This window comes from Caldovatus sediminis (assembly GCF_014644455.1).
Classification (GTDB): domain Bacteria; phylum Pseudomonadota; class Alphaproteobacteria; order Acetobacterales; family Acetobacteraceae; genus Caldovatus; species Caldovatus sediminis.
Genome location: NZ_BMKS01000002.1, coordinates 99,178 through 123,682 on the forward strand (window position 1 = coordinate 99,178; position 24,505 = coordinate 123,682).

General features: G+C 76.3%; 22 protein-coding genes. 13 read left to right on the plus strand and 9 right to left on the minus strand.

What is annotated here, in order from left to right; genetic code table 11:
* Positions 1-40: 40 nt before the first annotated feature.
* Entirely contained in the window at positions 41-1,579 is a 1,539-nt protein-coding gene (locus IEX99_RS03280) for a polysaccharide pyruvyl transferase family protein (protein WP_188898450.1), read from the minus strand.
* A 113-nt stretch (positions 1,580-1,692) separates the two neighbouring features.
* On the opposite strand from IEX99_RS03280, the gene IEX99_RS03285 reads away from it, so the two are divergent.
* From IEX99_RS03285 to IEX99_RS03300, 4 genes are read left to right on the plus strand one after another with little or no spacing between them, the layout of a single operon-like run.
* Positions 1,693-2,301 carry a TetR/AcrR family transcriptional regulator gene (locus IEX99_RS03285; RefSeq protein ID WP_188898452.1) on the plus strand — a complete coding sequence of 203 codons (609 nt, stop codon included), beginning with the start codon at positions 1,693-1,695 and terminating at the stop codon, positions 2,299-2,301.
* A complete protein-coding gene (locus IEX99_RS03290) occupies positions 2,298-3,353 on the plus strand; it encodes an efflux RND transporter periplasmic adaptor subunit (protein WP_188898454.1) in 1,056 nt (351 codons plus the stop codon). The genes IEX99_RS03285 and IEX99_RS03290 overlap by 4 nt, the downstream gene beginning before the upstream one ends.
* Positions 3,350-4,639: an ABC transporter permease DevC gene (devC, locus tag IEX99_RS03295; RefSeq protein WP_229677781.1), complete on the plus strand. Its 1,290-nt coding sequence runs from the start codon at positions 3,350-3,352 to the stop codon at positions 4,637-4,639. The genes IEX99_RS03290 and devC overlap by 4 nt, the downstream gene beginning before the upstream one ends.
* Complete coding sequence (locus IEX99_RS03300; protein WP_188898456.1) at positions 4,639-5,343, plus strand: ATP-binding cassette domain-containing protein; 705 nt, start codon at positions 4,639-4,641, stop codon at positions 5,341-5,343. Before devC ends, IEX99_RS03300 begins: the two co-directional genes overlap by 1 nt.
* 99 nt (positions 5,344-5,442) lie before the next feature.
* Here IEX99_RS03300 and IEX99_RS03305 read toward each other — a convergent pair whose 3' ends face one another.
* The 3 genes from IEX99_RS03305 to xseA all read right to left on the minus strand — a co-directional run bounded on the left by IEX99_RS03305 (position 5,443) and on the right by xseA (position 8,595).
* A complete protein-coding gene (locus tag IEX99_RS03305; protein WP_188898458.1) occupies positions 5,443-6,213 on the minus strand; it encodes an SDR family NAD(P)-dependent oxidoreductase in 771 nt (256 codons plus the stop codon).
* A 73-nt stretch (positions 6,214-6,286) separates the two neighbouring features.
* Entirely contained in the window at positions 6,287-7,111 is an 825-nt protein-coding gene (locus IEX99_RS03310) for a M23 family metallopeptidase (RefSeq protein ID WP_188898460.1), read from the minus strand.
* Positions 7,108-8,595: an exodeoxyribonuclease VII large subunit gene (gene xseA, locus IEX99_RS03315; RefSeq protein ID WP_188898462.1), complete on the minus strand. Its 1,488-nt coding sequence runs from the start codon at positions 8,593-8,595 to the stop codon at positions 7,108-7,110. Before xseA ends, IEX99_RS03310 begins: the two co-directional genes overlap by 4 nt.
* An 80-nt stretch (positions 8,596-8,675) precedes the next feature.
* Here xseA and purD point away from each other — a divergent pair, with 80 nt between their 5' ends.
* The 5 genes from purD (at position 8,676) to IEX99_RS03340 (ending at position 14,161) form a co-directional block, all read left to right on the plus strand.
* Positions 8,676-9,944 (plus strand): phosphoribosylamine--glycine ligase, encoded by a 1,269-nt coding sequence (gene purD / locus IEX99_RS03320; RefSeq protein WP_188898464.1) that lies wholly within the window; start codon positions 8,676-8,678, stop codon positions 9,942-9,944.
* A 142-nt stretch (positions 9,945-10,086) separates the two neighbouring features.
* Positions 10,087-11,061: a tripartite tricarboxylate transporter substrate binding protein gene (locus tag IEX99_RS03325; RefSeq protein WP_188898467.1), complete on the plus strand. Its 975-nt coding sequence runs from the start codon at positions 10,087-10,089 to the stop codon at positions 11,059-11,061.
* A gap of 130 nt (positions 11,062-11,191) precedes the next feature.
* Positions 11,192-12,172 (plus strand): tripartite tricarboxylate transporter substrate binding protein, encoded by a 981-nt coding sequence (locus IEX99_RS03330; protein ID WP_229677782.1) that lies wholly within the window; start codon positions 11,192-11,194, stop codon positions 12,170-12,172.
* Positions 12,173-12,369: 197 nt separating this feature from the next.
* Entirely contained in the window at positions 12,370-13,239 is an 870-nt protein-coding gene (locus tag IEX99_RS03335) for an alpha/beta fold hydrolase (RefSeq protein ID WP_188898469.1), read from the plus strand.
* A 40-nt stretch (positions 13,240-13,279) separates the two neighbouring features.
* Complete coding sequence (locus IEX99_RS03340) at positions 13,280-14,161, plus strand: MBL fold metallo-hydrolase (protein ID WP_188898471.1); 882 nt, start codon at positions 13,280-13,282, stop codon at positions 14,159-14,161.
* 15 nt (positions 14,162-14,176) lie between these two features.
* Here the strand turns inward: IEX99_RS03340 and IEX99_RS03345 are convergent, their stop codons facing one another.
* A complete protein-coding gene (locus IEX99_RS03345) occupies positions 14,177-15,235 on the minus strand; it encodes an amidohydrolase family protein (RefSeq protein ID WP_188898473.1) in 1,059 nt (352 codons plus the stop codon).
* A 142-nt stretch (positions 15,236-15,377) separates the two neighbouring features.
* Here IEX99_RS03345 and IEX99_RS03350 point away from each other — a divergent pair, with 142 nt between their 5' ends.
* Both IEX99_RS03350 and IEX99_RS03355 read left to right on the plus strand, forming a co-directional pair.
* Positions 15,378-15,704: an NIPSNAP family protein gene (locus IEX99_RS03350; RefSeq protein ID WP_188898475.1), complete on the plus strand. Its 327-nt coding sequence runs from the start codon at positions 15,378-15,380 to the stop codon at positions 15,702-15,704.
* Between the two features lie 19 nt (positions 15,705-15,723).
* Positions 15,724-16,494, plus strand: coding sequence for a tyrosine-protein phosphatase (locus IEX99_RS03355; protein ID WP_188898477.1), 771 nt, complete (start codon positions 15,724-15,726; stop codon positions 16,492-16,494).
* 146 nt (positions 16,495-16,640) lie between these two features.
* On the opposite strand, the gene IEX99_RS03360 is transcribed toward IEX99_RS03355, so the two are convergent.
* The 3 genes from IEX99_RS03360 to IEX99_RS03370 form a co-directional block, all read right to left on the minus strand.
* Positions 16,641-17,759: an NADH:flavin oxidoreductase/NADH oxidase gene (locus tag IEX99_RS03360; protein WP_188898479.1), complete on the minus strand. Its 1,119-nt coding sequence runs from the start codon at positions 17,757-17,759 to the stop codon at positions 16,641-16,643.
* A complete protein-coding gene (locus IEX99_RS22320) occupies positions 17,756-18,586 on the minus strand; it encodes a DUF2272 domain-containing protein (RefSeq protein ID WP_229677783.1) in 831 nt (276 codons plus the stop codon). The genes IEX99_RS03360 and IEX99_RS22320 overlap by 4 nt, the downstream gene beginning before the upstream one ends.
* Before the next feature lie 545 nt (positions 18,587-19,131).
* Complete coding sequence (locus tag IEX99_RS03370; protein WP_188898483.1) at positions 19,132-21,255, minus strand: hypothetical protein; 2,124 nt, start codon at positions 21,253-21,255, stop codon at positions 19,132-19,134.
* Between the two features lie 266 nt (positions 21,256-21,521).
* On the opposite strand from IEX99_RS03370, the gene IEX99_RS03375 reads away from it, so the two are divergent.
* Positions 21,522-22,046, plus strand: a complete 525-nt coding sequence (locus IEX99_RS03375) for a hypothetical protein (RefSeq protein WP_188898485.1) — start codon at positions 21,522-21,524, stop codon at positions 22,044-22,046.
* A 571-nt stretch (positions 22,047-22,617) separates the two neighbouring features.
* Here IEX99_RS03375 and IEX99_RS03380 read toward each other — a convergent pair.
* Positions 22,618-22,779 carry a hypothetical protein gene (locus tag IEX99_RS03380; protein ID WP_188898488.1) on the minus strand — a complete coding sequence of 54 codons (162 nt, stop codon included), beginning with the start codon at positions 22,777-22,779 and terminating at the stop codon, positions 22,618-22,620.
* 180 nt (positions 22,780-22,959) lie between these two features.
* On the opposite strand from IEX99_RS03380, the gene IEX99_RS03385 reads away from it, so the two are divergent.
* Positions 22,960-24,435: an FAD-dependent oxidoreductase gene (locus IEX99_RS03385; RefSeq protein WP_188898490.1), complete on the plus strand. Its 1,476-nt coding sequence runs from the start codon at positions 22,960-22,962 to the stop codon at positions 24,433-24,435.
* Positions 24,436-24,505 lie beyond the last annotated feature (70 nt).

Consider the following 24,505-nt stretch of genomic DNA (forward strand, 5'->3'; position numbering starts at 1 on the left):
CCCGGCCGCGGACAGCCCGCCCGGGCTGGACCCGGCCGGATCACGCCTCCGGGGCGGCGCCGACGGCGGCGCGGCCGGTCGCGGCGTCCAGCGCCCGGGCAATCCGCCGCATCCCGGCATCGGCCAGCATGCGCAGCCCCTCCAGCACCTCCGGGGCGACCGTGGCCGGCAGCGGCGCGTCGGGCGCGAGGCGCGCGGCGAGCCCGGCCGCCTCCGGCAGGGCGTTGGCCGGGCAGCCGAGCGCGGCGAGAAAGGTCCGCACCTTGCCCGCGGTGCCGCCGAGCGTCGGCACCCCGGCCAGCACGCCGGCGATCGCGCCATGATAGCGCATGGACACCACGCGCCGCGCCGCCGCGCAGTGGGCGACCAGGGCGGCGAAATCGCGCACCGCCGCGACGCCGCCCGGGAACAGGCCGGCGAGGGCGCGCTCGTCCTTGCGCGGCTCCACCACCACCGCGCGCACCGCGCCCTCCGGCGCGGCGCGGGCGGCCTCGGCCGCGGCGGCGAGGAAGGCCTCCTCCGCCGCGTGCCCGGGGGCCGGCGCCTTCACGATCATCAGCGTGTCCACCGGGGAGGGCAGCGCGGCGGGAGCACCTGGCGCCGGGGGCGGGCGGCCGAGCAGCAGCCAGGCGGCGAGCACCGGGTCCGGCAGATCGAACCAGCCCTCGCACAGCCCCTCCACCGCGGCGACGCTCCACGGATCGCGCACGGCGACGAAGGCGGCGCCGCGCAGCAGCGCCTCGATCGAGGGCCGCAGCGCTCGGGCCCGGGTGACCCCGCGGCTCGCGCCCATTCCGGCGAAGCCGTAGGGGATGCCGGCGCGCAGCATGGCGCGGATCCACTCGGGCCGGTGCAGCGGGAAATGCGGCGGACCGAGCACGCCGCCGCCGCCGATCACCACCGCGTCGAAGCCGGCGAGCTTCTCGCCGTCGAGCAGCAGGTCGGGCGCGCGGCGGCGGGCCGGCCGGGGATCGTAGGTCTCGTGGTCGAGCCAGGAGGTGGCGGCGCACTGCACCGGGCCGGTGCAATAGGCGCCGAGCAGGCGCGCCAGCGCCCCGGCCTGCGCCGCGTCGCCGAGATTGCCGTTGCCGTAGGCGCCGAAGAGGAGCAGCCGCAGCGGCCTCGGCGCTGCGGCGGCCGGCGGTGCGCCGGCGGCGGGCGGCGGCCGGCCGCGCCGCGGCGGCGGGTGGCGGCGCAGCATCGCGATCGCCGCCTCCTCCCGCATGCGGGTGCCGTACTCCTCCGACCCGGCGATCTCCTGCATCAGTTCGACCGCCGTGCGGCCGGCCGCGCGCGACCGCGCGGCCACCTCGGGCGACTCGGGTTCGCGCCCGAGCAGGGCACGATAGATCGCCGCGACCTCGGCCTCGGTGACGACGCCGCCGGTCGGCGGGTCCGGCAGGCAGGCGCGGGCGATCGGGCGGAATTCCGCCGAGGCGAGCAGGGTGGCGCGCAGCGCCTCGAGGCTCTCGTGGCGGGCGAGCTGGGCCTCGATCACGGCCTCGCTCTCCGGCTCGCGGCCGAGAAGGAGGCGGTAGGCGGCGATCACGCCGGCGCGATCGAGGGGGAGGTGCGGCATCGCCCTCCGCATCTCCCGCGTTGACCGGCGCCCGGCAAGGCCCGGCGCGCGGGTCGGGGCTGTACCGTCCGGACGGTCTTGTGGAGACCGTCCGGACGGTATAGCTGAAGCCCATGCACCCCTCCGCCCCCCCGCTGGCCGCCGCCGTCCCGCCGCCGGCCGCCGACGCCCGCACCCGCATCCTCGACGCCGCCGAGGCGATCGTGCAGGCCCGCGGCGTGCCCGCGCTCACGCTCGAGGCCGCGGCGCGCGAGGCCGGCGTCTCCAAGGGCGGGCTGCTCTACCACTTCGCCTCCAAGGAGGCGCTGCTGGCCGCCATGCTGGCCCGCCTCTCCGACTGGTTCCGCGCCGAGTTCGAGACCTGCGTCGCCGCCCAGGCGCCGGGCCCGGGCCGCATCGCCCGCGCCATGCTCGCCTGGTCGCTCGGCGAGGACGAGCACGCCTGCAACGAGCGCCACGAGCGCGCCGCCGCCGTCTTCCTCGCCGTGTTCCACCACGACCCGGGGATGCTCGACCCGGTCCGCGCCGTGGTGGCGGAGATCAAGCGCGCGGTGGCGGCCGACGGCCTGCCGGAGGGCCACGGCCACGCCATCATGGCGGCCTGCGACGGCCTGTTCTTCTACCGCATCTTCGGCCTCGTCCGCTTCGACGAGGCCGAGCGCGCGGCGATGCGCGCCGCCCTCGGACGCCTGGCCGCGGCGCCGGGAGGCGCCGCGCCGTGACCCCGCGCCGCCCCCTGCGCGCGGCGCTGCTCGGCGCCGCGGCGCTCGCGCTCGCCGCCGGGGCCTTCGCGCTGGCCGGCCGGGGCGAGGCGGAGCGGGCGGGCGCGCCGCAGGCCGCCGCGGCCGCGGCGCCGGCGCCCGCGGGCGTCGGCGCGCTCGGCCGCGTCGAGCCCGCCTCGCGCATCCGCCGGCTGAGCCAGCCGGGCGGCATGGCCGTCACCCGCCTCGCCGCGCTGTTCGTCGAGGAGGGGGACCAGGTCGCCGCCGGCCAGCTCCTCGCCGAGTTCGCCGACGCGGCGCAGAAGGACGCCGCGGTGGGGCAGGCCGAGGCGGCGCTCGCCGAGGCCCGCGCCCAGCTCGCCAGGACCCGCGCCGGCGGCCGGCCGAGCGAGATCGCCGCGCAGCGCGCGCGCATCGAGAGCCTCGCCGCGGCCGAGGAGATCGCCCGCCGCGACGCGGCGCGGACCGAGCGCCTCGTCCCCTCCGGCGCCGGCGCCGAGGCGGTGGCGGAGCGCAACCGCTTCGCCGCCCGCCGCGCCGCCGCCGAGCGCGCCGAGGCCGAGGCGCAGCTCGAGACCCTGCTGCGCCCGCGCCCCGAGGACGTGGCGCTGGCCGAGGCGCAGGTCGCGCGCGCCGAGGCGACGCTCGCCCGCGCCCGCGCCGATGCGGCGCTCGCCCGCGTGCACGCGCCCGTCGCCGGCACGGTGCTGCGCATCCACGCGCGCCCCGGCGACCAGGTCGGCCCCGACGGACTGCTGGAGCTCGCCGACCTCGGCCGCCTCGACGTCGTGGCCGAGGTCTACGAGACCGACCTGCCGCGGGTGCGGATCGGCGCGCCCGCCGAGATCGTCGTGCCGGGCGAGGCGCGCCGCTTCGGCGCGACGGTGCGCGAGATCGGCTGGGTGGTGCGCCGCACCGTCCAGGCCGGCACCGATCCGGTCGCCGCGGTGGACGCGCGCACGGTCGAGGTGCGGCTCGCGCTCGACGCCGAGGGAACGGCGGCGCTCGCGCGGCGCTCCAACATGCAGGTCCAGGTGGCGATCCGGCCATGAACGAGATGGCGGCCGCGCCGAAGCTGCTGCCCTGGGCGCCGGAGCGGACGGGGGAGGGGACCGCGCCCCCTCCGTACGGACCCGGCGGGGGCGGGGAGGCGCCGCGCCCGGGCCGGGGGCGCCGCCTGCTCCTCCCCCTCCGCCTCGCCTGGCGGCAGCTCCGCGCCGAGCGCGCACGGCTGTTCTCCGCCCTCGCCGGCGTGATGTTCGCCTGCGTGCTGGTGTTCATGCAGCTCGGCTTCCGCGCCGCGCTGTTCGAGAGCGCGACCTCGCTCCTCTCCGCCATGCGCGCCGAGCTGTTCCTGATGCACCCGCTGACCACGGCGAGCTTCCGCCCGGAGCCGCTGCCGCGCGCCCGCGCCTTCCAGACCCTCGCCCTGCCCGAGGTGGCGCAGGCGGTGCCGGTGTACATGGCGCAGGTCTCCTGGCGGAACCCGGAGACCGGCGCGCGGCGCATGATCCAGCTCGTCGGCTTCGACATGGAGGCCGGCGCCATGCGCTTCCCCGGCCTCGAAGCGGTCGCGGAGGCGCTGAAGCGGCCCGACACCGTCGCCTTCGACATCCGCTCCCGCCCCGAATTCGGCGACGTCGCCGGGCTCCTTGCCCGCGCGGGCGGCGCGCCGCTCAAGGTCGAGGCGGGCAACCGCGAGGTCGAGGTGGTCGGCCTCGTCGAGATCGGCGCGAGCTTCGGCGCCGACGGCAACATGATCACGAACGAGGTGAATTTCCGCCGCCTCGTCCCGCAGCGCCGGGCGAGCAACACCGACCTGGTCGCGCTGCGCCTCGTCCCCGGCGCCGACCCGCGCGCGGTGCAGGCCAGGCTGCGCGAGATCCTGCCGCGCGACGTCGTGGTGCTGACCCACGAGGAGCTGGTCGCGCACGAGCGCCGCTACTGGGAGGAGGCGACGCCGATCGGCTTCATCTTCGGCTTCGGCAGCGCGATGGGGCTGATCGTCGGCATGGTGATCGTCTATCAGATCCTGTTCAGCGACATCGCCGCCCACCTGCGCGAGTACGCGACGCTGAAGGCGATGGGCTATTCGGACGGCTACCTCGCGCGGGTGGTGATGGGCGCGGCGCTGATCCTGGCGGGGCTCGGCTTCGTCCCGGGCGCGGCGCTCTCCGCGGCGCTCTACGAGCTGGTCGGCGCGGCGACCTACCTGCCGCTCGGCATGACGCCCGGGCGCGCCGTGCTGGTCTTCGGCCTGATCTTCGCGATGTGCGCGGCGGCCGGCCTGCTCGCGGTGCGCAAGCTGCGCGACGCCAACCCGGCGGACATGTTCTGATGCGCGAGGAGCCCCCCGTCCTCCTGCGCGGCGTGAGCTACGCCTACGGCGAGGGCGCGCTGCGCCGGCCCGTGCTGCGCGCGGTGGACCTCACGGTCGGCCCCGGCGAGATCGTGCTGCTGACCGGCCCCTCGGGCAGCGGCAAGACCACGCTGCTGACGCTGATCGGCGCGCTGCGGGCGATGCAGGAGGGCAGCGCCGTGGTGCTCGGGCAGGAGCTGAACGGCGCCGGGGAGGCGCGGCGGATGGCGCTGCGCCGGCGCATCGGCTTCATCTTCCAGCACCACAACCTGCTCGGCTTCCTCACCGCGCGGCAGAACGTGGCGATGGCGCTGGAACTCGACCCGGCGCTGGACGAGCGCGCCCGGCTCGGGCGCGCGGGCGCGATGCTGGAGGCGGTGGGCCTCGGCGGGCACGCGGACCACGTGCCGGCGCAGCTCTCCGGCGGGCAGCGCCAGCGCGTCGCCGTGGCCCGCGCGCTGGCGGGGTCGCCGGGCCTGGTGCTGGCCGACGAGCCGACCGCCGCGCTCGACCGCGCGAGCGGCGGCGAGGTGGTGCGGCTGCTGCGCGACCTCGCCCGCTCGCGCGGCGTGCCGATCCTGATGGTCACGCACGACCCCCGCATCCTCGACATCGCCGACCGGATCGTGGCGATGGAGGACGGGCGGATCGTGGAGGCGCCGGCCGGGGCGGCGGCCGACTAGAGCCGTTTTCGCTCGGCTGTGCGCGCTGCAACGGCTCTCGCTCGTTGTCTGCCGAGCAGATTCACGCTCCCGGCTGATTCCAGCCGTCCGCGATCTGCTCTAGACCGCGCCGCCGTCCACGATGAACTGCTGCGCCGTCACCATCCGGCTGTCGTCGGCGGCGAGCCAGAGCACCATGCGCGCGACGTCGGGCGGATGGAGGCGCCCCTTCAGGCACTGCCGCGCCATGGTCTCGGCCACGGCCTCCGGCGTCGCCCAGAGGGCGAGCTGGCGCTCGGTGAAGACCCAGCCGGGCACCACCTCGTTCACGCGGATGCCGAACGGGCCGAGGTCGCGCGCCAGGCCGCGCGTCAGCCCGCGCACCGCCGACTTCGCCGTGGTGTAGGCGGGCATGCCGCCCTCCGCCTTCATCCAGCTCACCGAGCCCATGTTGACGATCGAGCCCGCGCGCGCCGCCTTCATGTCCGGCGCGACGGCCTGGATGCAGAAGAACTGGTGGCGCAGGTTGGTGTGCATGCGCTCGTCCCAGTAGTCCGGCTCGACGGTCTCCCAGGCGTGCCGGTCGTCGCGCGCGGCGTTGTTGACGAGCACGTTGACCGGGCCGAGTTCCCGCCTCGCGGCCGCGACCGCGGCGCGCAGGGCGGCGATGTCGCGCAGGTCGCAGAAGAGGAAGCGCGCGCCGGTGCGCCGCGCGACCTCCTCGCCGGCGGCACGGTCGAAATCGAGGAAGGCGACGCGCGACCCCTGCTCGGCGAGGTGCTCGACGACGCTGGCGCCGATGCCGGTGGCGCCGCCGGTGACGAGCACGACCTTGCCGGCGAGGCTCGGGTAGCGGGCGAAGGCGGGCTGCTGCTGCGGATCGTCGGGCATGGCGGCGTCCCCTGGCTGGTGCCGGTCGGCGCGGTGCCAACGCGCCGCGCCGGGGGCGCGTTGCGGAGCCGACTCAGGCCGGCGGCAGCACCGGCTGCGGGTCGAGGAAGGTCTGGTACCAGGACAGGCCGAAATGCAGGTGCGGGCCGGTGACGCGCCCGGTGGCGCCGATCGCGCCGATGCGCTCGCCCTGCTCGACCTCCGCCCCCTCGGGCACGACGGCCTCGCTCAGATGGGCGTAGAGCGTGTTCACCCCATGGCCGTGGTCCACCACCAGCAGGCGGCCGAAGAAGAAGAACTCGCCCGCCAGCGTCACCCGCCCGGAGGCGGCGGCGAGCACCGGCGTCCCGACCGGGGCGGCGATGTCGAAGCCGAGATGCGGCTGGCGCGGCTCCCCGTTGAGGATGCGCTGGCTGCCGTACACGCCGCTGATCCGCCCCCGCGCCGGCCAGCCGAAGCCGCGCGCGAAGTCGGTGCGCGCGCTGTCGGTGGCGCGCGCCGCGGCGAGCCGCTCGCGCTCGGCGCGGATGCGCGCGAGCGCCGCCGCGTCCGGCGTCACCTGCGCCGGCGGCAGGCCGGTGATGCGCTGCACCGGCCATTGCCGCCGCGCGACGAGGATCCGGCGGACCTCCCGCCGCCCGTCGGGATCGGTGACGGCGAGCGTCGCCTCCGCGCCGTGATCGCGGCCGAAGCCGAAGGCGAAGGCGCCGTCCGCGCCGACGCGCACCGCGCGGCCATCGAGCGCGAGCCGCGTCCCCGGCGCCGCCCGCCCGACGATCAGCGCCCCTTGCGCCGGCGCGCCCTGCCACTCGACCGCGCCGGCGGGGCGGGGCGCCGCGAGCAGGGCGAGGGCGCCACCGAGCGCGGCGCGGCGGGCGAGGACGGGCGCCTCCCTCACAGCAGCGCCCCCTGCCGCGGCTCGCGCGGCGAGGAGGTCGCGCGCCGGTCGCGCAGCGGCCGCGGCGCCCCGCCGGCCGCCACGGCGTCCACCGTGCCGTCGGCGAAGCCGAGGGCGAGGCGCTGCCCCGCCGCCACCTGCGCCGCGCGCGTCACCGGCTCCCCCGCCTCGCCGCGCACCAGCGCGAAGCCGCGCGCGAGCACCGCCTGGTAGGAGACGCCCTCGAGCCGCGCCGCCATGCCGGCCAGCGCGGTGCGCCTCTCGCGGATCAGCGCCCGGACCGGCGCGTCGGAGAAGCTGACCAGCGCGCGCTCGCATTTCCAGGCCTCGTGCCGCCGCCTCCAGGCGGCCTCGATGCGCGTGCGCAGCAGGCCGAGGGCGGCGCGGCGCGCGGCGATGGCCTCGCGCGGGTGCGGCACGCGCAAGGGCGCCAGGGTCTCGCGCCGCGCGCGCAGCAGCGCCGCCGCCGCGCGGTCCAGGCGCTCCGCCCGGTCGTCGAGGCGCTGGCGCGCCTGCTGCACCCGGCCCGGCACGTCGGGCAGGCGGCGCTCGGCGCCGAGCAGGCGCAGCCTGGCCCCGTTCAGCGCGTGCGCCGCGGCCTGCTGCAGCCGCGCCGCGGTGTGGGCGAGGTCGGCGAGGAGGTCGGCGCGCGCCGGCACCGCCATCTCCGCCGCCGCGGTCGGCGTCGGCGCGCGGCGGTCGGCGGCGAAGTCGAGCAGCGTCGTGTCGGTCTCGTGCCCGACGGCGGAGATCAGCGGGATCGAGCACGCCGCCGCGGCGCGGACCACCACCTCCTCGTTGAAGGCCATCAGGTCCTCGAGGCTGCCGCCGCCGCGCGCGACGATCAGCACGTCCGGGCGCGGGATGGGGCCGCCCGCCGGCAGCGCGTCCATGCCGCGGATCGCCGCGGCGATCTGCTCCGCCGCGCCCGCACCCTGCACCGCGACGGGCCAGAGCAGGATGCGGCGCGGGAAGCGGCGCGCGATGGTGGTGCGGATGTCCTGGATCACCGCGCCCTGCGGCGAGGTGACGACGCCGATCACCTCCGGCAGGCGGGGCAGGGGCACCTTGCGCGCCTCGTCGAACAGCCCCTCGGCGAGCAGCCTCTGGCGCAGCTTCTCGATCCGGGCGAGCAGCGCCCCGGTGCCCGCGTACTCCATCCGCTCGACGACGAGCTGGTAGCGGGAACGGTCCGGATAGGTGCTGATCCGCCCGGTCGCTATCACCTCGAGGCCGTTCTCCGGCACGAGGCCGAGCTGCGGCACGCGGGTCTTCCACACCACGGCCTCGAGCCTGGCCCATTCGTCCTTGAGCGAGAGATAGACGTGGCCCGAGTGGTAGCGCTTCAGCTCGGTGATCTCGCCGCGCACGCGCACGCGGCCGAAGGCGCCCTCGAGCGTTCGCTTGATGGCGCCGGCGATCTCGGAGACCGCGTATTCGGGCGTGTTCGTCGGCGGGTGCGACTCGCGGGGCAGGCTGTCCATGCGCGGACACTATGCTAAGGGCCCGGCGCTGCGGAACGTTCCGTGATGTTCGTGGTTTGTTCTGGAAAGGCGGGGGCAGGATGAAGGTCCTGGTGGTAGGGGGCGGCGGACGGGAACACGCGCTGTGCTGGTCGCTCGCATCCTCGCCGCTGCTGACGAGGCTGTGGTGCGCCCCGGGCAACGCGGGGATCGCGGAGGTCGCGGAATGCGTGCCGATCGGCGCGGAGGACGTGCCCGCGCTGGTCCGCTTCGCGCGCGACAACGCGGCCGATCTGGTCGTCGCCGGGCCGGAGGCGCCGCTGACCCTCGGCCTCGCCGACGCCTGCGCCGCCGCCGGGCTGCGCTGCTTCGGGCCGAGCGCCGCGGCGGCCCGGCTCGAGGGCAGCAAGGCCTTCGCCCGCGAGGTCTGCGCGGCCGCCGGCGTCCCCGGCCCCCGCTGGCGCCGCTTCGACGACCCGGCCGCGGCGCGCGCCCACATCCGCGCCGAGGGCGCGCCGATCGTGGTCAAGGCGGACGGGCTCGCCGCCGGCAAGGGCGTCGTCGTCGCCGCCACCGTCGAGGAGGCGGAGGCGGCCGTCGCCGACCTCATGGAGCGCCGCGTGCACGGCGCGGCCGGCGCGACCGTGCTGGTCGAGGAATGCCTGGCGGGCGAGGAGGTCTCCTTCTTCGCCCTCTGCGACGGCACCCATGCCGTGCCGCTCGCCGCCGCGCAGGACCACAAGCGCGTGGGCGAGGGCGACACCGGCCCCAACACCGGCGGCATGGGCGCCTATTCCCCGCCGCCCGTCTTCACCGAGGCGCTGCGCGACGAGGTCATGGCCCGCATCGTCCGCCCGACCCTCGCCGAGATGGCGCGGCGCGGCGCGCCCTTCCGCGGCGTGCTGTTCGTCGGGCTGATGCTGACCGCCGAGGGCCCGCGGCTGGTCGAGTTCAACGTCCGCTTCGGCGACCCCGAATGCCAGGCGCTGATGGTGCGGCTGCGCTCCGACCTGCTGGCGGCGCTGCTCGCCGCCTGCGACGGCGAGCTCGCGGATTTCGACCTGCGGTGGGCGCCGCTGCATTCCCTCGTCGTGGTCATGGCCGCGAGGGGCTATCCGGGCGCCTACGCCAGGGGCAGCGAGATCCGCGGCCTCGACCGCGCGGCGCGGGTCCCCGGCGTGCAGGTCTTCCATGCCGGGACGGCGCGCCGCGCGGACGGTGCCCTGATCGCGGCCGGCGGGCGCGTGCTCGGCGTTGCCGCGACGGGCGCGACGCTGCGCGAAGCCCGCGACGCCGCCTACGCGGCGGTGGACGCGATCGACTGGCCGGAGGGCTTCTGCCGCCGCGACATCGGCTGGCGCGCGCTGTAGCGCCGCCCCCGCGGCGGCCGGCCGGCGGCGCCCCCCGCACGGAACGCTGGACTTTGTGCTGCCCCCTCCGGCCATAGTCCCGGGTCATCAAGGCGCGCCGGCCACGCATGCCGGCCGCCATCCACAGGGAGACCCGATCGCCATGGCCCCGCTGCCTCTCGCCCGCCGCACCGCCCTCGCCCTCGCCGGCGCCGGTGCGCTCGCCCGCCCGGCGCGCGCGCAGGGCCGCTTCCCGGAGCGGCCGATCCGCATGATCTGCCCGTGGCCGCCGGGCGGCTCGACCGACGTGCAGATGCGCTCGATCTGCGAGATCGCCGCCCGCCACCTCGGCCAGCCGGTGGTCATCGACAACCGTCCCGGGGTCTCCGGCACGCTCGGCGCACAGGCGGTCAAGGACGCGCGGCCGGACGGCTACACGCTGACGCAGATGCCGATCACGGTGTTCCGGATCCCGCAGATGATGGAGCGGCCAAGCTTCGACCCGCTTCGGGACTTCACCTACGTGATCCACGTCACCGGCTACCTGTTCGGCGTGGTGGTGCGCTCCGACCGGCCCTGGCGCACCTGGCAGGACTTCATCGCCCATGCCAGGGCCAATCCCGGCAAGGTCACCTACGGCACGCCGGGGGTCGGCTCCTCGCTGCACATCACCATGGAGCGGATCGGCCAGGCCCTCGGCATCGACTGGATCCACGTGCCCTTCCGCGGCGGGGCGGAGAACATCCGCTCGACGCTCGGCGGCACCATCGACGCCTCCGCCGAGGGCTCGAGCTGGGCGCCGCTCGTGCAGGAGGGGAAGCTGCGCCTGCTCGTCGTGTGGTCGGCCGAGCGGGTGAGGAACTTCCCCGAGGTGCCGACGCTGCGCGAGGTCGGGATCGACATCGTCTCCGAGTCCCCGTACGGCTTCGCCGGGCCGAAGGGCATGGATCCGGGCGTGGTGCGGGTGCTGCACGACGCCTTCAAGGAGGCGCTGTTCGACCCCGTGCACCTGCAGGTGCTCGACCGCCTCGACATGAGGCCCCGCTACATGAACGGCGAGGACTACGCCGCGTTCGTGCAGCGGCTCTACCGCGAGGAGGGCGAGATGGTCCGCCGCCTCGGCCTGCGGATGAGCTGACGCGCGGCCGCCGGCGCCGCGGCGGGCCGGCTGGACGCCGGCCGGCGCGCCCGGCTATGGCACGCGCGTGAACGATCAGAAGGGGCCGGCCGCAGAGGCCGGCCCCGGGTTCCGGAAGGACCGACCCGCCGTGACGATTCCGACCCTGGCTCTGACCCGCCGCACCGCCCTCGCCCTCGCCGGCGCCGGTGCGCTCGCCCGCCCGGCGCGCGCGCAGGGCCGCTTCCCGGAGCGGCCGATCCGCATGATCTGCCCGTGGCCGCCGGGCGGCTCGACCGACGTGCAGATGCGCTCGATGTTTGAGATCGCCGCCCGCCACCTCGGCCAGCCGGTGGTCATCGACAACCGTCCCGGGGTCTCCGGCACGCTCGGCGCGCAGGCGGTCAAGGACGCGCGGCCGGACGGCTACACGCTGACGCAGATGCCGATCACGGTGTTCCGCCTGCCGCACATGATGAGCCGGCCGAACTTCGATCCGCTCAACGACTTCACCTACATCATCCACACCACCGGCTACCTGTTCGGCGTGGTGGTGCGCTCCGACCGGCCCTGGCGCACCTGGCAGGACTTCATCGCCCATGCCAGGGCCAATCCCGGCAAGGTCACCTACGGCACGCCGGGGGTCGGCTCCTCGCTGCACATCACCATGGAGCGGATCGGCCAGGCCCTCGGCATCGACTGGGTCCACGTGCCCTTCCGCGGCGGGGCGGAGAACCAGCAGGCCACGCTCGCCGGAACCATCGATGCGACGGCCGACTCCACCGGCTGGGCGCCGCTGGTCGAGGCCGGGCAGCTGCGCCTGCTCGTCGTGTGGTCGGCCGAGCGCTCGAAGCGCTTCCCCGAGGTGCCGACGCTGCGCGAGGTGGGGATCGACATCGTCTCCGAGTCCCCGTACGGCTTCGCCGGGCCGAAGGGCATGGATCCGGGCGTGGTGCGGGTGCTGCACGACGCCTTCAAGGAGGCGCTGTTCGACCCCGCGCACCTGCAGGTGCTCGAGCGGCTCGGCATGACACCTTCCTACCTGAACAGCGCGGACTACGCGGCCCTCGCCGAGCGGACCTATCGCGAGGAGGGCGAGATGGTCCGCCGCCTCGGCCTCCGGCTCAACTGAGCGGGGGCCCGCCGGCGCCGGCCGTCTCCACGCCCGATCCGGTCCGCCATGGTCCCGCCCGGGGCGCGGCGGACCGGACCGCGCCTCCGTGCGGCGGACGCGCGCCCTCGACAGACGGCGCCAAGGACCGCAGCATCCGCCGGTGCGGCGTCGGCCCCCGTCCGGCCGGCGCGGCCCAGGGAGACGAACGTCCGCACATGGCCACGCCCGATCCGCTGCCATTCGCGACCGCCGCCGGCCCCGTCCCGCACGCCCGCGGCTGGGTGGTCCGCCCGGATTGCCGCCTCTACTACGAGGTCACCGGCCGCGACGACGCGCCGGCGCTGATCTTCGCCCACGGCCTGGGCGGCAACTACCTCTCCTGGTGGCAGCAGGTCGCGGCCTTCGCCGGGCGCTACCGGTGCGTCACCTTCAGCCACCGCGGCTTCGCGCCCTCCGACATGCCGCCAGGCGGTCCGCGGCCGGAGGACTTCGCCGACGACCTCGCCGCCCTGATCGCCGAACTCGACCTCGCCGAGTATCGGATCGTCGCGCAGTCCATGGGCGGCTGGACGGCGCTCGGCCACGCCCTGCGCCGCCCGCCGGGGCTGAAGGCGCTGGTGCTCGCCGCGACGGCGGGGCCCTTCGACCCGCGCCTCGCCGACCCCAGCGGTGGGACGCGCCTCGCCGCATGGCGCGCGCAGGCGGAGGCGGCGCGCCTCGACGGCCTCCGCCTCGGCTTCGTGCCTGCGATCGGCGCCCGCGCCGCGGGCGAGCAGCCGGCGCTGCACTTCCTCTACCGCGCCATCGGCGAGATGAACACCGCGATCGACCGCGAGGACGTCCGCGCCCGGCTGCACGCGGCCCGCACCCGCGCGCCGGCCGAAATCGCCGCGGTCGCCGTGCCGACCCTCTGGATCACCGGCGGCGAGGACATCGTGTTCCCCTCCTTCGTCGCGCCGGAACTCGCGCGCGCGATGCCGCGCGCGCGCCACGTCGAGATCCCGGACGCCGGACATTCCGCCTATTTCGAGCACGCCCCGGCCTTCAACAGCATCCTCGCCGAGTTCCTTGCCGAGATCGACTGACCCGCGACCGACCGCCACCCTCCAGAGGAGCGCCCGCACCGTGACCACCCGCTTCGCCGTCGGCGACGTCACCGTCCACCGCATCGTCGAGCAGGAGCAGCCGCTCTTCGACCCGCTGACCTTCTTCCCCGGCCTCACCAGGGAGCGGCTGGAGGAGAACCGCGCCTGGCTGGAGGCCGCCCGCGCCCTCGACCCGGCGAGCGGCAACCTCGTCCTCTGCATCCAGTCCTACGTGCTGCGCACGCCGCGCCACACCATCCTGATCGACACCTGCGTCGGCAACCACAAGGAGCGCCCGGCCCGGCCCTTCTGGCACAGGAAGACCGACGACACCTACATGCGCGCGCTGGCCGCCGAGGGCCTCTCGGTCGAGGACATCGACTACGTGATGTGCACCCACCTGCACGTGGACCATGTCGGCTGGAACACGCGGCTGGAGAACGGCCGCTGGGTCCCGACCTTCCCGAAGGCGCGCTACGTCTTCGCGAAGAAGGAGTACGACTTCTGGGTGCAGGAGCACGCGCGGGAGCCGCAGGGCCCGATCGCCGATTCCGTCCTGCCGATCGTCGAGGCCGGCCGCGCCGAGCTGGTGGACCACGGCTTCACGCTCGACGACCACATCAGCCTGGAGCCGACGCCGGGCCACACGCCGGACCACGTCGCGGTGCGGCTCGGCCGCTCCGCGGCGCGGCCCGACGCGGTGTTCACCGGCGACCTGATCCACTCGCCGCTGCAGGCGCGCTATCCGGAGCAGTCCATGCGCGCCGACTTCGACCCGCAGCAGGCCGCGCGCACGCGCCGCGCCTTCCTCGAGCGCTACTGCGACACCGGCACGCTCTGCTGCATGGCGCACTTCCCCTCGCCCTCGGCCGGGCGCATCACCCGCTGGGGCGAGGGGTTCCGCTGCGACCCCGCCGTCTGACGCGCCGCACCGCCCTCAGCCGCCGAGGTCGAGCCGGTAGAACCGCGCCGCGGTGCCGGCGAAGAGGTCCGCCTTCTCCGCCGCGCTCGCCCCGGCGGCGAGGCGCTTGAACGCGTTCCAGCACGCCGCGTAGCCGTAGCTGCCCTTGTCCACCGGGAAGTTGCTCTCGAACATGCAGCGCGCGGCGCCGAAGGCCTCGATGCAGGTCTCGACGTAGGGGCGCCAGGCGGCGGCGAGCTGCTCGGAGGAGGGCGGCGCCTCCTGCGTCTCGAAGCCGAAGCCGTTGACCCGCATGCCGAGGCCGCCGAGCTTCACGTGCACGTTCGGGCACCTGGCGAGGTCGCGGATCGCCGCCGCCCAGGCCGCGAACACCTCCTCCCGCCTGCCGGCGAAGCGCCGGATGCCGACCGGCCCGCCGACGTGGTCGAGGACGATGCGAGTCTCCGGGAAGGCGCGGGCGAGCGCCGCGAGCTCGCCGATCTGCGGGTGCAGCAGCCAGGCGTCGAAGCTGAGGCCGAGCGGCGCGAGCTGGGCGAACCCCTCGCGGAACTGGGCGCTGCCGAGCATCCCCTGCGGCGGGTTGTAGGCCGGGTTCATCAGCACCGGGTCCTCGTCCCAGACCGAGATGTGGCGGATGCCGCGGAACCGGCCGCCGCCGGCCTGGATGTGCGCCTCCAGCACCTCGCGCACCCGCGCGCCGAGCATCAGGTCGGCGTGGCCGACGATGCCGGCGCAGATCTTCGCCGGGCCGTAGCGGCCGCTCGCGCTCATCGCCGCGACGCCGTTGACGAACTCGGTCTCGCCGACCGGGCGCATCGCCTCCGGCCCCTCGGCGCGGTGGAAGGCGCGGCACTGCACGAAGACGGTGGCGACGACCCTGTGCCCGGCGTTCAGGTCGGCGAGCAGCTCGGGCAGCAGGTAGCGCCAGTTCGGCCGGTCCCACAGGTGGTGGTGCGGATCCACGATCGGCAGCGCCGGCTCCAGGATCGGCTCGCTGTGGCGCGCCAGCCAGTCCTCGCGCACGGGGACGTAGTGGTCGTGCGTCGCGGCCGCGGTGGTGGTGCTGCTGCTCATGCCGGTCTCCCCCGTGGGCGGTCCGATGCGCGCACCGTCGTCCCGGTCCGGCGCCGGCGTCAACCCGCCCGTCCTCGGTTGCCGCACCGGCGCGCGCCGCCTAGGCTTGCGCCGCCACCGCACCGGGGGAGGGAGCCCGTCCATGATCCACGAGCTGCGAATCTACCACTGCGTCCCTGGCCGCCTGCCGGCGCTGCTCAGGCGCTTCGAGACGATCACGCTGAAGATCTGGGAGCGCCACGGCATCCGCCAGGCCGGCTTCTGGACCGTGGGCATCGGCGAGTCGAACCAGGTCCTCTACTACCTGCTCGCCTGGGAATCGCTCGCCGAGCGCGAGCGCAAGTGGAACGCCTTCCAGGCCGATCCGGAGTGGATCGCCAAGCGCGCCGAGACGGAGAAGGACGGCGCGATCGTCGCCAAGGTGACGAACGAGATCCTGATCCCCACCGCCTTCTCCGCGGTGAAGTGACGGCGACGGCAGCGGCGGCATGACGGCCGAGGGGATCGGGGAGCACGACCTCCCGCGCCGGATCGCGCTCGAGGGCTGCACCAACCTGCGCGACCTCGGCGGCTACCGCGCGGCGGACGGGCGGCGCGTGCGCTTCGGGCGCGTCTTCCGCTCCGCCTCGCTGGCGCGGCTGACCGAGGGCGACCTCGACATCCTCTGCACGCTCGGCATCCGCACCATCTGCGACCTGCGCGGCAGGGAGGAGAGCGCCGCCGCGCCCTCGCGCCTGCCGCCGCGCGATCCGCCCGCGCTGCACGCCCTCTCGATCGAGCCGACGGTCGGCGCCTCGCTCGCCGACATGCTCGCGCGCGGGCAGGCGACGGGCGAGGACGTGCTCGGCCTGCTCCGCCGCGCCTACGAGGCCTACGCGACGGAGCACCTGCACCGCTACCGCGCCATGTTCGCGCTGCTCGAGGACGCGGCGCGCGTGCCGCTGCTGTTCCACTGCTCGGCGGGCAAGGACCGCACCGGCTTCGGCGCGGCGCTGGTGCTGACCGCGCTCGGCGTGCCGCGGGAGACGGTGATCGCCGACTACCTCGCCACCGCGCGGTTCTGGAAGCGGGAGTTCGCCCTGCCGCCGGGCGCCGACCCCTCCGCCGCCGCGGCGCTGCTCGGCGTGCACCGGCCGCTGATCGAGCGCGCGCTGGACGTGGCGCTCGGCCCCTACGACTCCGAGGAGGCCTTCTTCGAACGGGCGCTCGGCTTCGGTCCCGCCCGGCTGGCGCGGCTGCGCGACGCGCTGCTGGAATGACGCCGGGCGGCGGCCGCGACCGCCGCCCGTGCCGCGCGATGCCTTGGAGCCGTTTTCGCTCGGCTGCGCTCGCGGCAACGGCTCTCGCGCGTTGTCTGCCGAGCCGATCCACGCTCCCGGCTGTTGCCGGTCGTCCGCGATCGGCCCTAGCCGAGCGGCCGCATCGGCCGGGCGATCGCGCGCTCCATCCTCGTCCTGCCCAGCGTGTTCCAGCCGCGGTCGTACTGCGGCGGGGTGCGCAGCGCCTCCATCCGCCCGAGCGCCGCCGCCGCGCGCAGCGGCCAGTAGGGCTCCCGCAGCATCGCGCGGCCGAGCAGGATCAGGTCGGCCTTGCCCTCGGCGAGGATCGCCTGCGCCTGCTCGGGCTCGGTGATCATCCCGACCGCGGCGACCGGGATGCCGGCGCCGCGCCGCACCGCCTCCGCCCCCGGCACCTGGTAGCCGGGGCCGAGCGGGATCTGCTGCTGCGGCGACACGCCGCCGGAGGAGACGTCGATCAGGTCCACCCCCTCGCGCTTCAGCAGGCGGGAGAGCTCCACCGTCTGCGCCGTGTCCCAGCCGCCCTCCACCCAGTCGGTGTGCGAGACGCGCACGCCGAGCGCCGCCTCCTCCGGCAAGGCGGCGCGCACCGCGCGCGCGGTCTCCACCACGATCCGCGTGCGCCCCTCGAAGCCGCCGCCCCAGCGGTCGGTGCGCGCGTTGGCGAGCGGCGAGCAGAAGCTGTGCAGCAGGTAGCCGTGCGCGGCGTGGACCTCGACATAGCGGTAGCCGGCGGCGACGGCGCGCCGCGCCGCGGCGGCGAAGGCGGCGATGACGCCCTCGATCTCCGCCTCGGTCATGGCGCGCGGCGGGTCGAAATGGTCGAAGGCGAGGGCGCTCGGCCCGAGCGCGGTCCACTGGTTGCGCTTCTCGCGCCCCTCCTCCCAGGGCGCGTAGCGCCCGCCCTTGCGCCCGGCATGGGCGAGCTGGATCCCCGGCACCGCCCCGACCGCCGCGATCGCCGCGGCGAGGCGCGCATGCGCCGCGAGCTGCGCCTCCTCCCACAGCCCGACGTCGCCGGGGGAGATGCGGCCCTCCGGCGCCACCGCCGTCGCCTCGACGCAGACGAGGCCGGCGCCGCCCTGGGCGCGGGAGACGAGGTGCGCCAGGTGCCACTCGGTCGGCCTCCCGTCGGGCCCGCAGCAGTACTGGCACATCGGCGAGACGCCGATCCGGTTCGGGAAGGTGACCCCGCGCAGGGTCAGCGGCGAGAAGAGATCGGTCACGAGGCGGGACTCCCGGTGGGCAGGGGCGCCGCCGGCCGGTCGTGGCCGGCGACGGCGGCGGGACGGTCGGGGCCCCAGGGCGGCAGGCGGCCCAGCCGGTTCTCGAACACGGCGAACCACACCGGCGCCCCGGGCGGCCGCGGCAATAGAACGCCCCGCGCGTCGGTTGGGAAGCGGGTGAGGGTGACGGCGTCGCGGACGTTGCCGCCGATCGCCTCCACCGCGCCGGGCGCCGCGCCCACCACGATGTCGCAATGCATGGGTCGGAACCGCCCCTGGTCGCCGGCACGGTCGCGCCAATGCCGGAGCGGCGAGGGCGAGCGGTCGGCGCAGACGAGGTCGCCCGGCCGCGGCGCGTAGGCCTCGGGCGCGTGCGGCAGGAAGGGCGCGAGCGCGGGGAAGGCCTCGGCGTCCGCGATCAGCGCGTCGATGTAGGTCGCGTGGGCGGCGGCGGGCGGGAACTCGCGTCGGTCCACGCCGGCGGTGCGCATCACGAAGCTGATGAAGGCGGCGGACCAGGGCGGCTCGGCCCAGGGGCGCGACGGGTCCGACCGCGGCGGGGCCGCGGCGCCCCCGGCGGGCAGGAGGAGGCCACGTTCCGCCGCAAGGGCCGCGCGGTAGCGCTCGCGGTTGCGGGCCACGGCGCCCTCGTCCTCGGGCACCGCTCGCCAGTAGGCGACCAGCCGGGGGAAGTGCAGCGGCGCCGATTCCGCGCTGCGCATCGCGGCGCCGTCGCCTGCCGTCTCCTTGCCGGCCTCGTCCGGCGCCGCGGCATCGGCACGCTGCCGGCCCCATTCGATCCATTCGCTGACGGCGATGCGCAGCATCCGCTCCCGCACCGAGGGCGGATAGGAGAGGGGCGGCTCCGCAGGCGGCGGTCCGGCGCATCCGGCGAGGCCGAGCAGCGCCAGCGCCGCCGCGACGACCCAGGGCCGCGCCAGGTCCGCCGGGATGCGGGGGGCTCGCCATGCCGCGCACGGGGTGGGCCCGGCGCCATCCGGTCCGGGTCCCCGGCCGGCACACCGGCGCCCCGACGGCAGCCGGGCGCCTCCCTCCTGCCGGTCGGCGCGCCGTCCCCGGCGGCGCCCCGATCGTTCTCGGATGTCGCGGACCACGGCCGTCCTATGCCATCGCCTCGGCGGTCCCGCACCCCTCCGGGATCCGGCGGAGACCCGGGGGCGGTGCGCGCCCGCACCCCGGGGCCGGGGCGATCGGCCCGCGGTCGTGGCTTCCTCGTGCCGGCGGCCAGCGGTGTGACCCGCCGACCGCCCTCTCGGGGGCGGGCGCAGCCTCCGGTTCGCCCGGCCTCGTCGCATGGGCCGCCGGCCGCGTGCGCGGCCCCCGCATCGGTCCGCGACCACTGTCGCCGCGATCAGGCGGCGGCGTCCATCGCCGCCTTCCCGGTCGCCTCGCCCGGCGCCGCATGGCCGGCCGCCGCCAGCCCCGGGGCGGTGCGGGCGATCGGCGCATCGGTCGGCATCAGCGCGAGGACGGTCCAGACCTGGGTCTCCGCGCTGGTCGCCTCGGTCAGCGGCCCCGGCCGCACCTCGAGGGCATCGCCCTCGAGCCGGATGCGGTCGCGCAGCAGGTCCAGGCAGAGCGTGGCAAGGAAGCCGAGTCGGGCCGTCTCCGTCCCTTCCAGCGCGATCGCGCCGGCCGCGGCGGCGGCCTGCACCGCGCGCAGGGCGCGCAGGGTGAGAGCGAGCTTGTAGCTCCAGACGCCGATGTCCTCGGCCCAGCCGCCTTCCGGCTCCCGGCTGCGCACCGCCACGCTGTCGAACACCACCCGGCGCGCGCCCTCCCGCGCCGTGCCGGTGGCCAGGCGGATCGCCGCGAGCGCCCGGCGCAGCGCCGGTCCGAGGCGCGGATCGTCGCGATGCAGCGCCACCCGGGCGAGAGCGAGCACCGCCGCGGCATGGCAGTCGAGATAGGCGACGGTCGACCAGGCGTCGCGGAACGCCGCCTCGGCCGGCGGCAGGGCGGGATCCTCCTCGGCGTCGCGCAGCAGGCCGAGCAGCAGGTCCACCGCCTGGCCCAGCCGGGCGCGGTGGCGCCGCTCCCCGGTGAGCCGCCAGAGGCAGTCGAGCGCCAGGGCGACGAAGGCCAGCTCCCGCGAATAGACGCGAGCCGTCGCGCCCGGCCGCTCCGGCGCCAGGGCCGCGAAATAGGCCTCGATCCGACCCTCGCACCAGGCGCGCAGCCGCGCCTGGCGCTCCGGCGGCGGCGGGCGGCGGTAGTGCCCGCCGGCGGCGAGCAGCAGGTGCGTCGCCACCGCGTTCAGCACCGCCCCCTGGTCGAGGCAGAGGCTGAGATCCGTCCCCGGCGGGGCCGAGCCGGCGAGGGCGATCAGCGCCGCGCGCGCCGCAGGGTCGGCATGCAGGCCGCCGCCGACCAGCAGCCGGTCCTCGCGGGCGGTCAGGCTCTCCTGCTCCTCCAGCGTCTCCGCCGCGTAGCGGGTGAGCACCCAGTGCAGGCGGCCGCGCCGCTGCACCGCCGCCTTGACGCTGAGCATGCGCTCCGGATCGAGCGGGCGGATGTAAAGGCCGTGGGCGAAACCCGGTGGCCGCCCCTCCTGCGCGAGGCAGACCAGCCCCGCGGCGCCTTCGGCCACCGTGCTGGTGCCCGGCGGCAGATCGGCATGGCGCCGGGACGGGCTGCGGGCGGGCTCCGGCGCGTCCACGTGCACCGCCTCGAAGGCCTGGCTGCCGTCCAGGCTGAGGTCGTCGCAGGCGGTGGTGACGCGCAGCCGCGAGATCTCGGCCGCCATGCCGGGAGCCGGGGTGAAGCGCACGGTGAGGCGCAGCAGGGCGGGACGGTCCGGCGCGATCTCGTACTCGTAGCGCAGGGTGCCGAAGCGCAGCGCGTTGCCGAAGCGCCCGGCCCGGGCGACGACCGGGCCGGCATGGTGGAGCCGCACGCCGCCCGCCGCGGTGCGCTCGATCCCGTACTCGGCGATCGCGTCCTCGACGTCGAGGCAGTAGCGGCGGCCGCGATGCGTCAGCTCGAACAGGTTGCCGGTGTGGCGGATCGCCGCCCCGCCGGGGCCGGCCGAGCGCACGGACTGCACCACCAGGCCGCGCGCCAGGTCGCCCGCATACTCGTGCATCGGGGTGCGGACGGCGAAGTCGCGCGGATTCTCCGAGAGGACGAGGATCGGCGCGGCGCCTGCCCCCGGCGGCGGCGCCCCGGCCGGTCCGGGCGGCGGCACCACCACGCGGCGGAGCAGCGGCGCCGCGGCGGGCGCGTCGGATCCGCCCGGGCCGCCGCCCATCGCCAGCACGAAGTCGAGCAGGCCCGCGGCGAACTCCGGATCCTCGTTCCACAGCGCGGGATGGACGAGAAGCTCGGCCGCCTTCGCGTTGCTGTCGGCGCAGAAGGTGTGGCCCTCGCCGGGCGCCGCCGCCGCGGTCTCAGCGAGCGCCGTGAAAACCGTACCGCCCAGAGGGATGCGGCGCGCCAGGCGCGCCTTCAGGAATCGGACGAGACGTCCGCGCACTGCGTCCTGCAGACAATCGTGCATGGAATGAAAGCATAGCGCGAATGTCGCGCGAGCCGTAGCGTGAATCGAGGATCGCGCGACGAGACGATCGAAATTGGACGGCAGGAAGGCATTGGACGGCAGGGAGGCGATCCCGTGGGGGAGCGGTGCGCGCCCGCGTGCCGTGGCCCAGGGGACACAGCCTGGCGTCGCGAGGACCCCCGGCCGTTGTGACTTCGCCGACAGTCGTCTAAGGTTTTGTCCGCTGGTGCATGGGGGTGAGCATGTCCAGTAATCTCCTCGCCCTGCTTCGGACCGAGGAGCGGCAGCTCCTTGTCGAACTGCGGGCGACGCCGACCTTCCAGAAGCTCGAGGCGGTCCGCCGCGTGATCGGGCTGTACAGCGGCGGCGGCCCCGACGCGGAGCCGCCGACCGAGGAACTGCTGCTCGGCCGCGTCGAGGCCCCCGGCCCTGCGCACGACCCGGCGGCGGCACGCGACTCCGGGCCGCCGCCGCGGAACGGCGCGGCCACCGCGGGCGACGCGCGCGTCGCCGCGCCGCCGCCCTCCATCGCCGGGGCCGGTCCGGGGGAGGCCCGCCTCGCGCCCTCGGCGATGGGGCTGCCGGCGCGCGCCGCGCCGGCGATGGTGACGGGCGCGACGCCCCCTGCGCCGCCGGCCAATGCCTCGGACGGCGTGCCGGGATTGTCGCGCGCTGCGGTTGCGGAGCCTTCCAGCGACCAGGCGTTCCGCGACGGAAGCAAGGCAGTCTCCGCCGTTCGTGCGGCGCTGCTCGCCGTCACCCGCTGACGCGCGGCGGGCCGGACGTTTCGCCGCGCTCGGGCGGCGGGCGGCGTCGCCGGCCCGGGCGGTGCCGCTTGGCGCCGCCCGTTCCGTCCGGCGGGGCCTTCGCCGCGGACCGGCGCCGGTCGGCTCCGCGTGGACTTGCCGGGTGACGGTGCGGCGGCGTTGCGGTTTCCCCGCGGGCCAGGGGGATCTCCGCAGGGCGGGGACACGCGATGCCCGCGCGCCGGGTCAGCGGGCTGCGGCCCGCCCTGCCTTTCGCGGCAGCGGCGACGCGCCGGGGGGGCGCGCCCGGCGCCGAGGACGATGTGGCGCGCGCATCCGCGCGATCCCGCCGCGGTCCGCAAGCGAGGGCATCCATCCGCGTGCCGCACGCGCCGAAGGCGAACCTCGCCGCGCGGGCCTGCCGGCGCATCCCCTATCTCACCTGCGACCGCCCCTCGGGCGCGATCACCGCGCCCGCTACCACGCCGACAAGCGCGCGAGCTTCCCGCCCGGCATCGAGCGCAAGCCGGGCGCCCAGTACCGGTTCCGGGTCTGAGCCGCGAGCCGGTCCCGCCGGTCCGGGCGGTGCCGCTCAGTTCTCGCTGCGCGTGGCCTCGCAGTGCATCATCAGCAGCGTGCCGAGCACCATGAAGGCGAAGGCGGCATACTGGGGCAGGCCCACCAGGTAGAGGAGGATCGCGACGACCGCGGAGATCGCGGCGGCGAGAAGGGTGTTCCTCCAGATCCAGTCCATGCGACGGTCCTCTTGGTTCCCTGGCGGTCGGCCGGGGTGGCGGCACGGGCGATGCGCGGGCCCCGCCGCGGCAGCGCGCGGGCCGGGGCACCCACCTTGTCGCGCAAGGCGCGGCGGCGTGCAATGGCGGGACGCCCGGCCCCGCCGGCCGGCGCCCCGTGAGGAGGCTCCCGGTCCCGCATGACCAGCGATCCCGTGACCCCGCCCGGCCCCGCCGAGGGCGGGCGCCTGTTCTTCCAGTCGGAGGTGTTCGAGGCCGGTACCGCCGCCGCGCGCCGGGCCGCGGGGCGCCCCGCCCCCGCCCGGCGTAGCATCGCCGAGCCGGCGCGCGAGGTGCCGGTGCACGCGGAATGCGACGTGCTTGTGGTGGGCGGCGGACCGGCCGGCACCGCGGCGGCGGTCGCGGCGGCCCGGCTCGGCGCGCGCACCATCCTGCTCGAGCGCCACAACCATCTCGGCGGCCTCTCGACGGGCGGCCTCGTCATCTGGATCGACCGGATGACGGACTGGGACGGCCGGCTGGTGATCCGCGGCTTCGCCGAGGAGCTGCTCGACCGCCTGCCGAAGGGCGCGCTGGCGGGCCCGCCGCGCGCCGACTGGGGCTCGCGCGACGCGGCGACGGCCGCCTGGTGGCAGCTCCGCACCGCCGCCTTCCACGGCATCGTCACCCATTCGCCGACCTGCGACCCGGAATGGCTGAAGGCGGCGAGCCTCGACCTGCTGCTCGAATCCGGCGCCCACCCGGTCTTCCACGCCTGGGGCGCGCAGCCGGTGATCGGCGGGTCCGGCGCGGTGGAGGGCGCTATCTTCGAGAGCAAGCAGGGCCGCCGCGCCGTGCTCGCCCGCGTGACGGTGGACGCGACGGGCGACGGCGACCTGTTCGCCCGCGCCGGCGCCGCCTTCGCCGACGACATAGATGCGCGCGACATCCACCACTGCATCAACACCGCCTGGCTGTTCGGCGGCGTGGACATGCCGCGCTACCTGCGCTGGCGCGCCGAGGCCCCGGCCGAGTTCGCCGAGTTCATGCGCCGCGGCAAGGAGGCGGTCGGGTTCTTCGACAAGGCCTTCGTCTCCTGGCGCGACGACGTGGCGCTGTTCATGGGCCCGCGCCTCGCCGGCTATTCGGCGCTCGACGTCGAGGACCTCTCCGAGGTGGAGGTGCGCAGCCACCGCCTGATGGTCGAGCACCTGCGCTTCTACCGCGCGCACTGCCCGGGCTTCGAGAACGCGTTCCTGATGCTCTCCGCGCCGCAGCTCGGCGTGCGCCATGCGCGGCGGCTGCGCGGCGTGGCGAGCGTGACGCGCGCGTGCTGGGACGGGCGGGTGGCGGCGGACGAGATCGGCGTCTCGCCCTCGCTGTCGCCGAAATTCCCGAACGTCAGCGTGCCCTACGGCGCGCTGGTGCCGGAGCGGCTGGACGGGCTGCTCGCGCCCGGGCGGCATCTGTCCTGCGACGCGACCTCGCACTCCTTCCTGCGCGAGATCCCGCAGTGCTGGCTGACCGGCCAGGCGGCGGGCGTGGCGGCGGCGATCGCGGCGGCGCGCGGCGTGCCGCCGCGGGCGGTGGAGGTGCGCGAGGTGCGGGCGGCGCTGCGCAGGCAGGGCGCGCACCTGACCGAGGGTGCGGAGACGCCGCCCGCCGCGGTCGCATAGGGCCGATCGCGGCGGGCTGAGACAGCCGGGCGGCACGGTGGAGCCGTTTTCGCCCGGCTGTCGCCCTCGG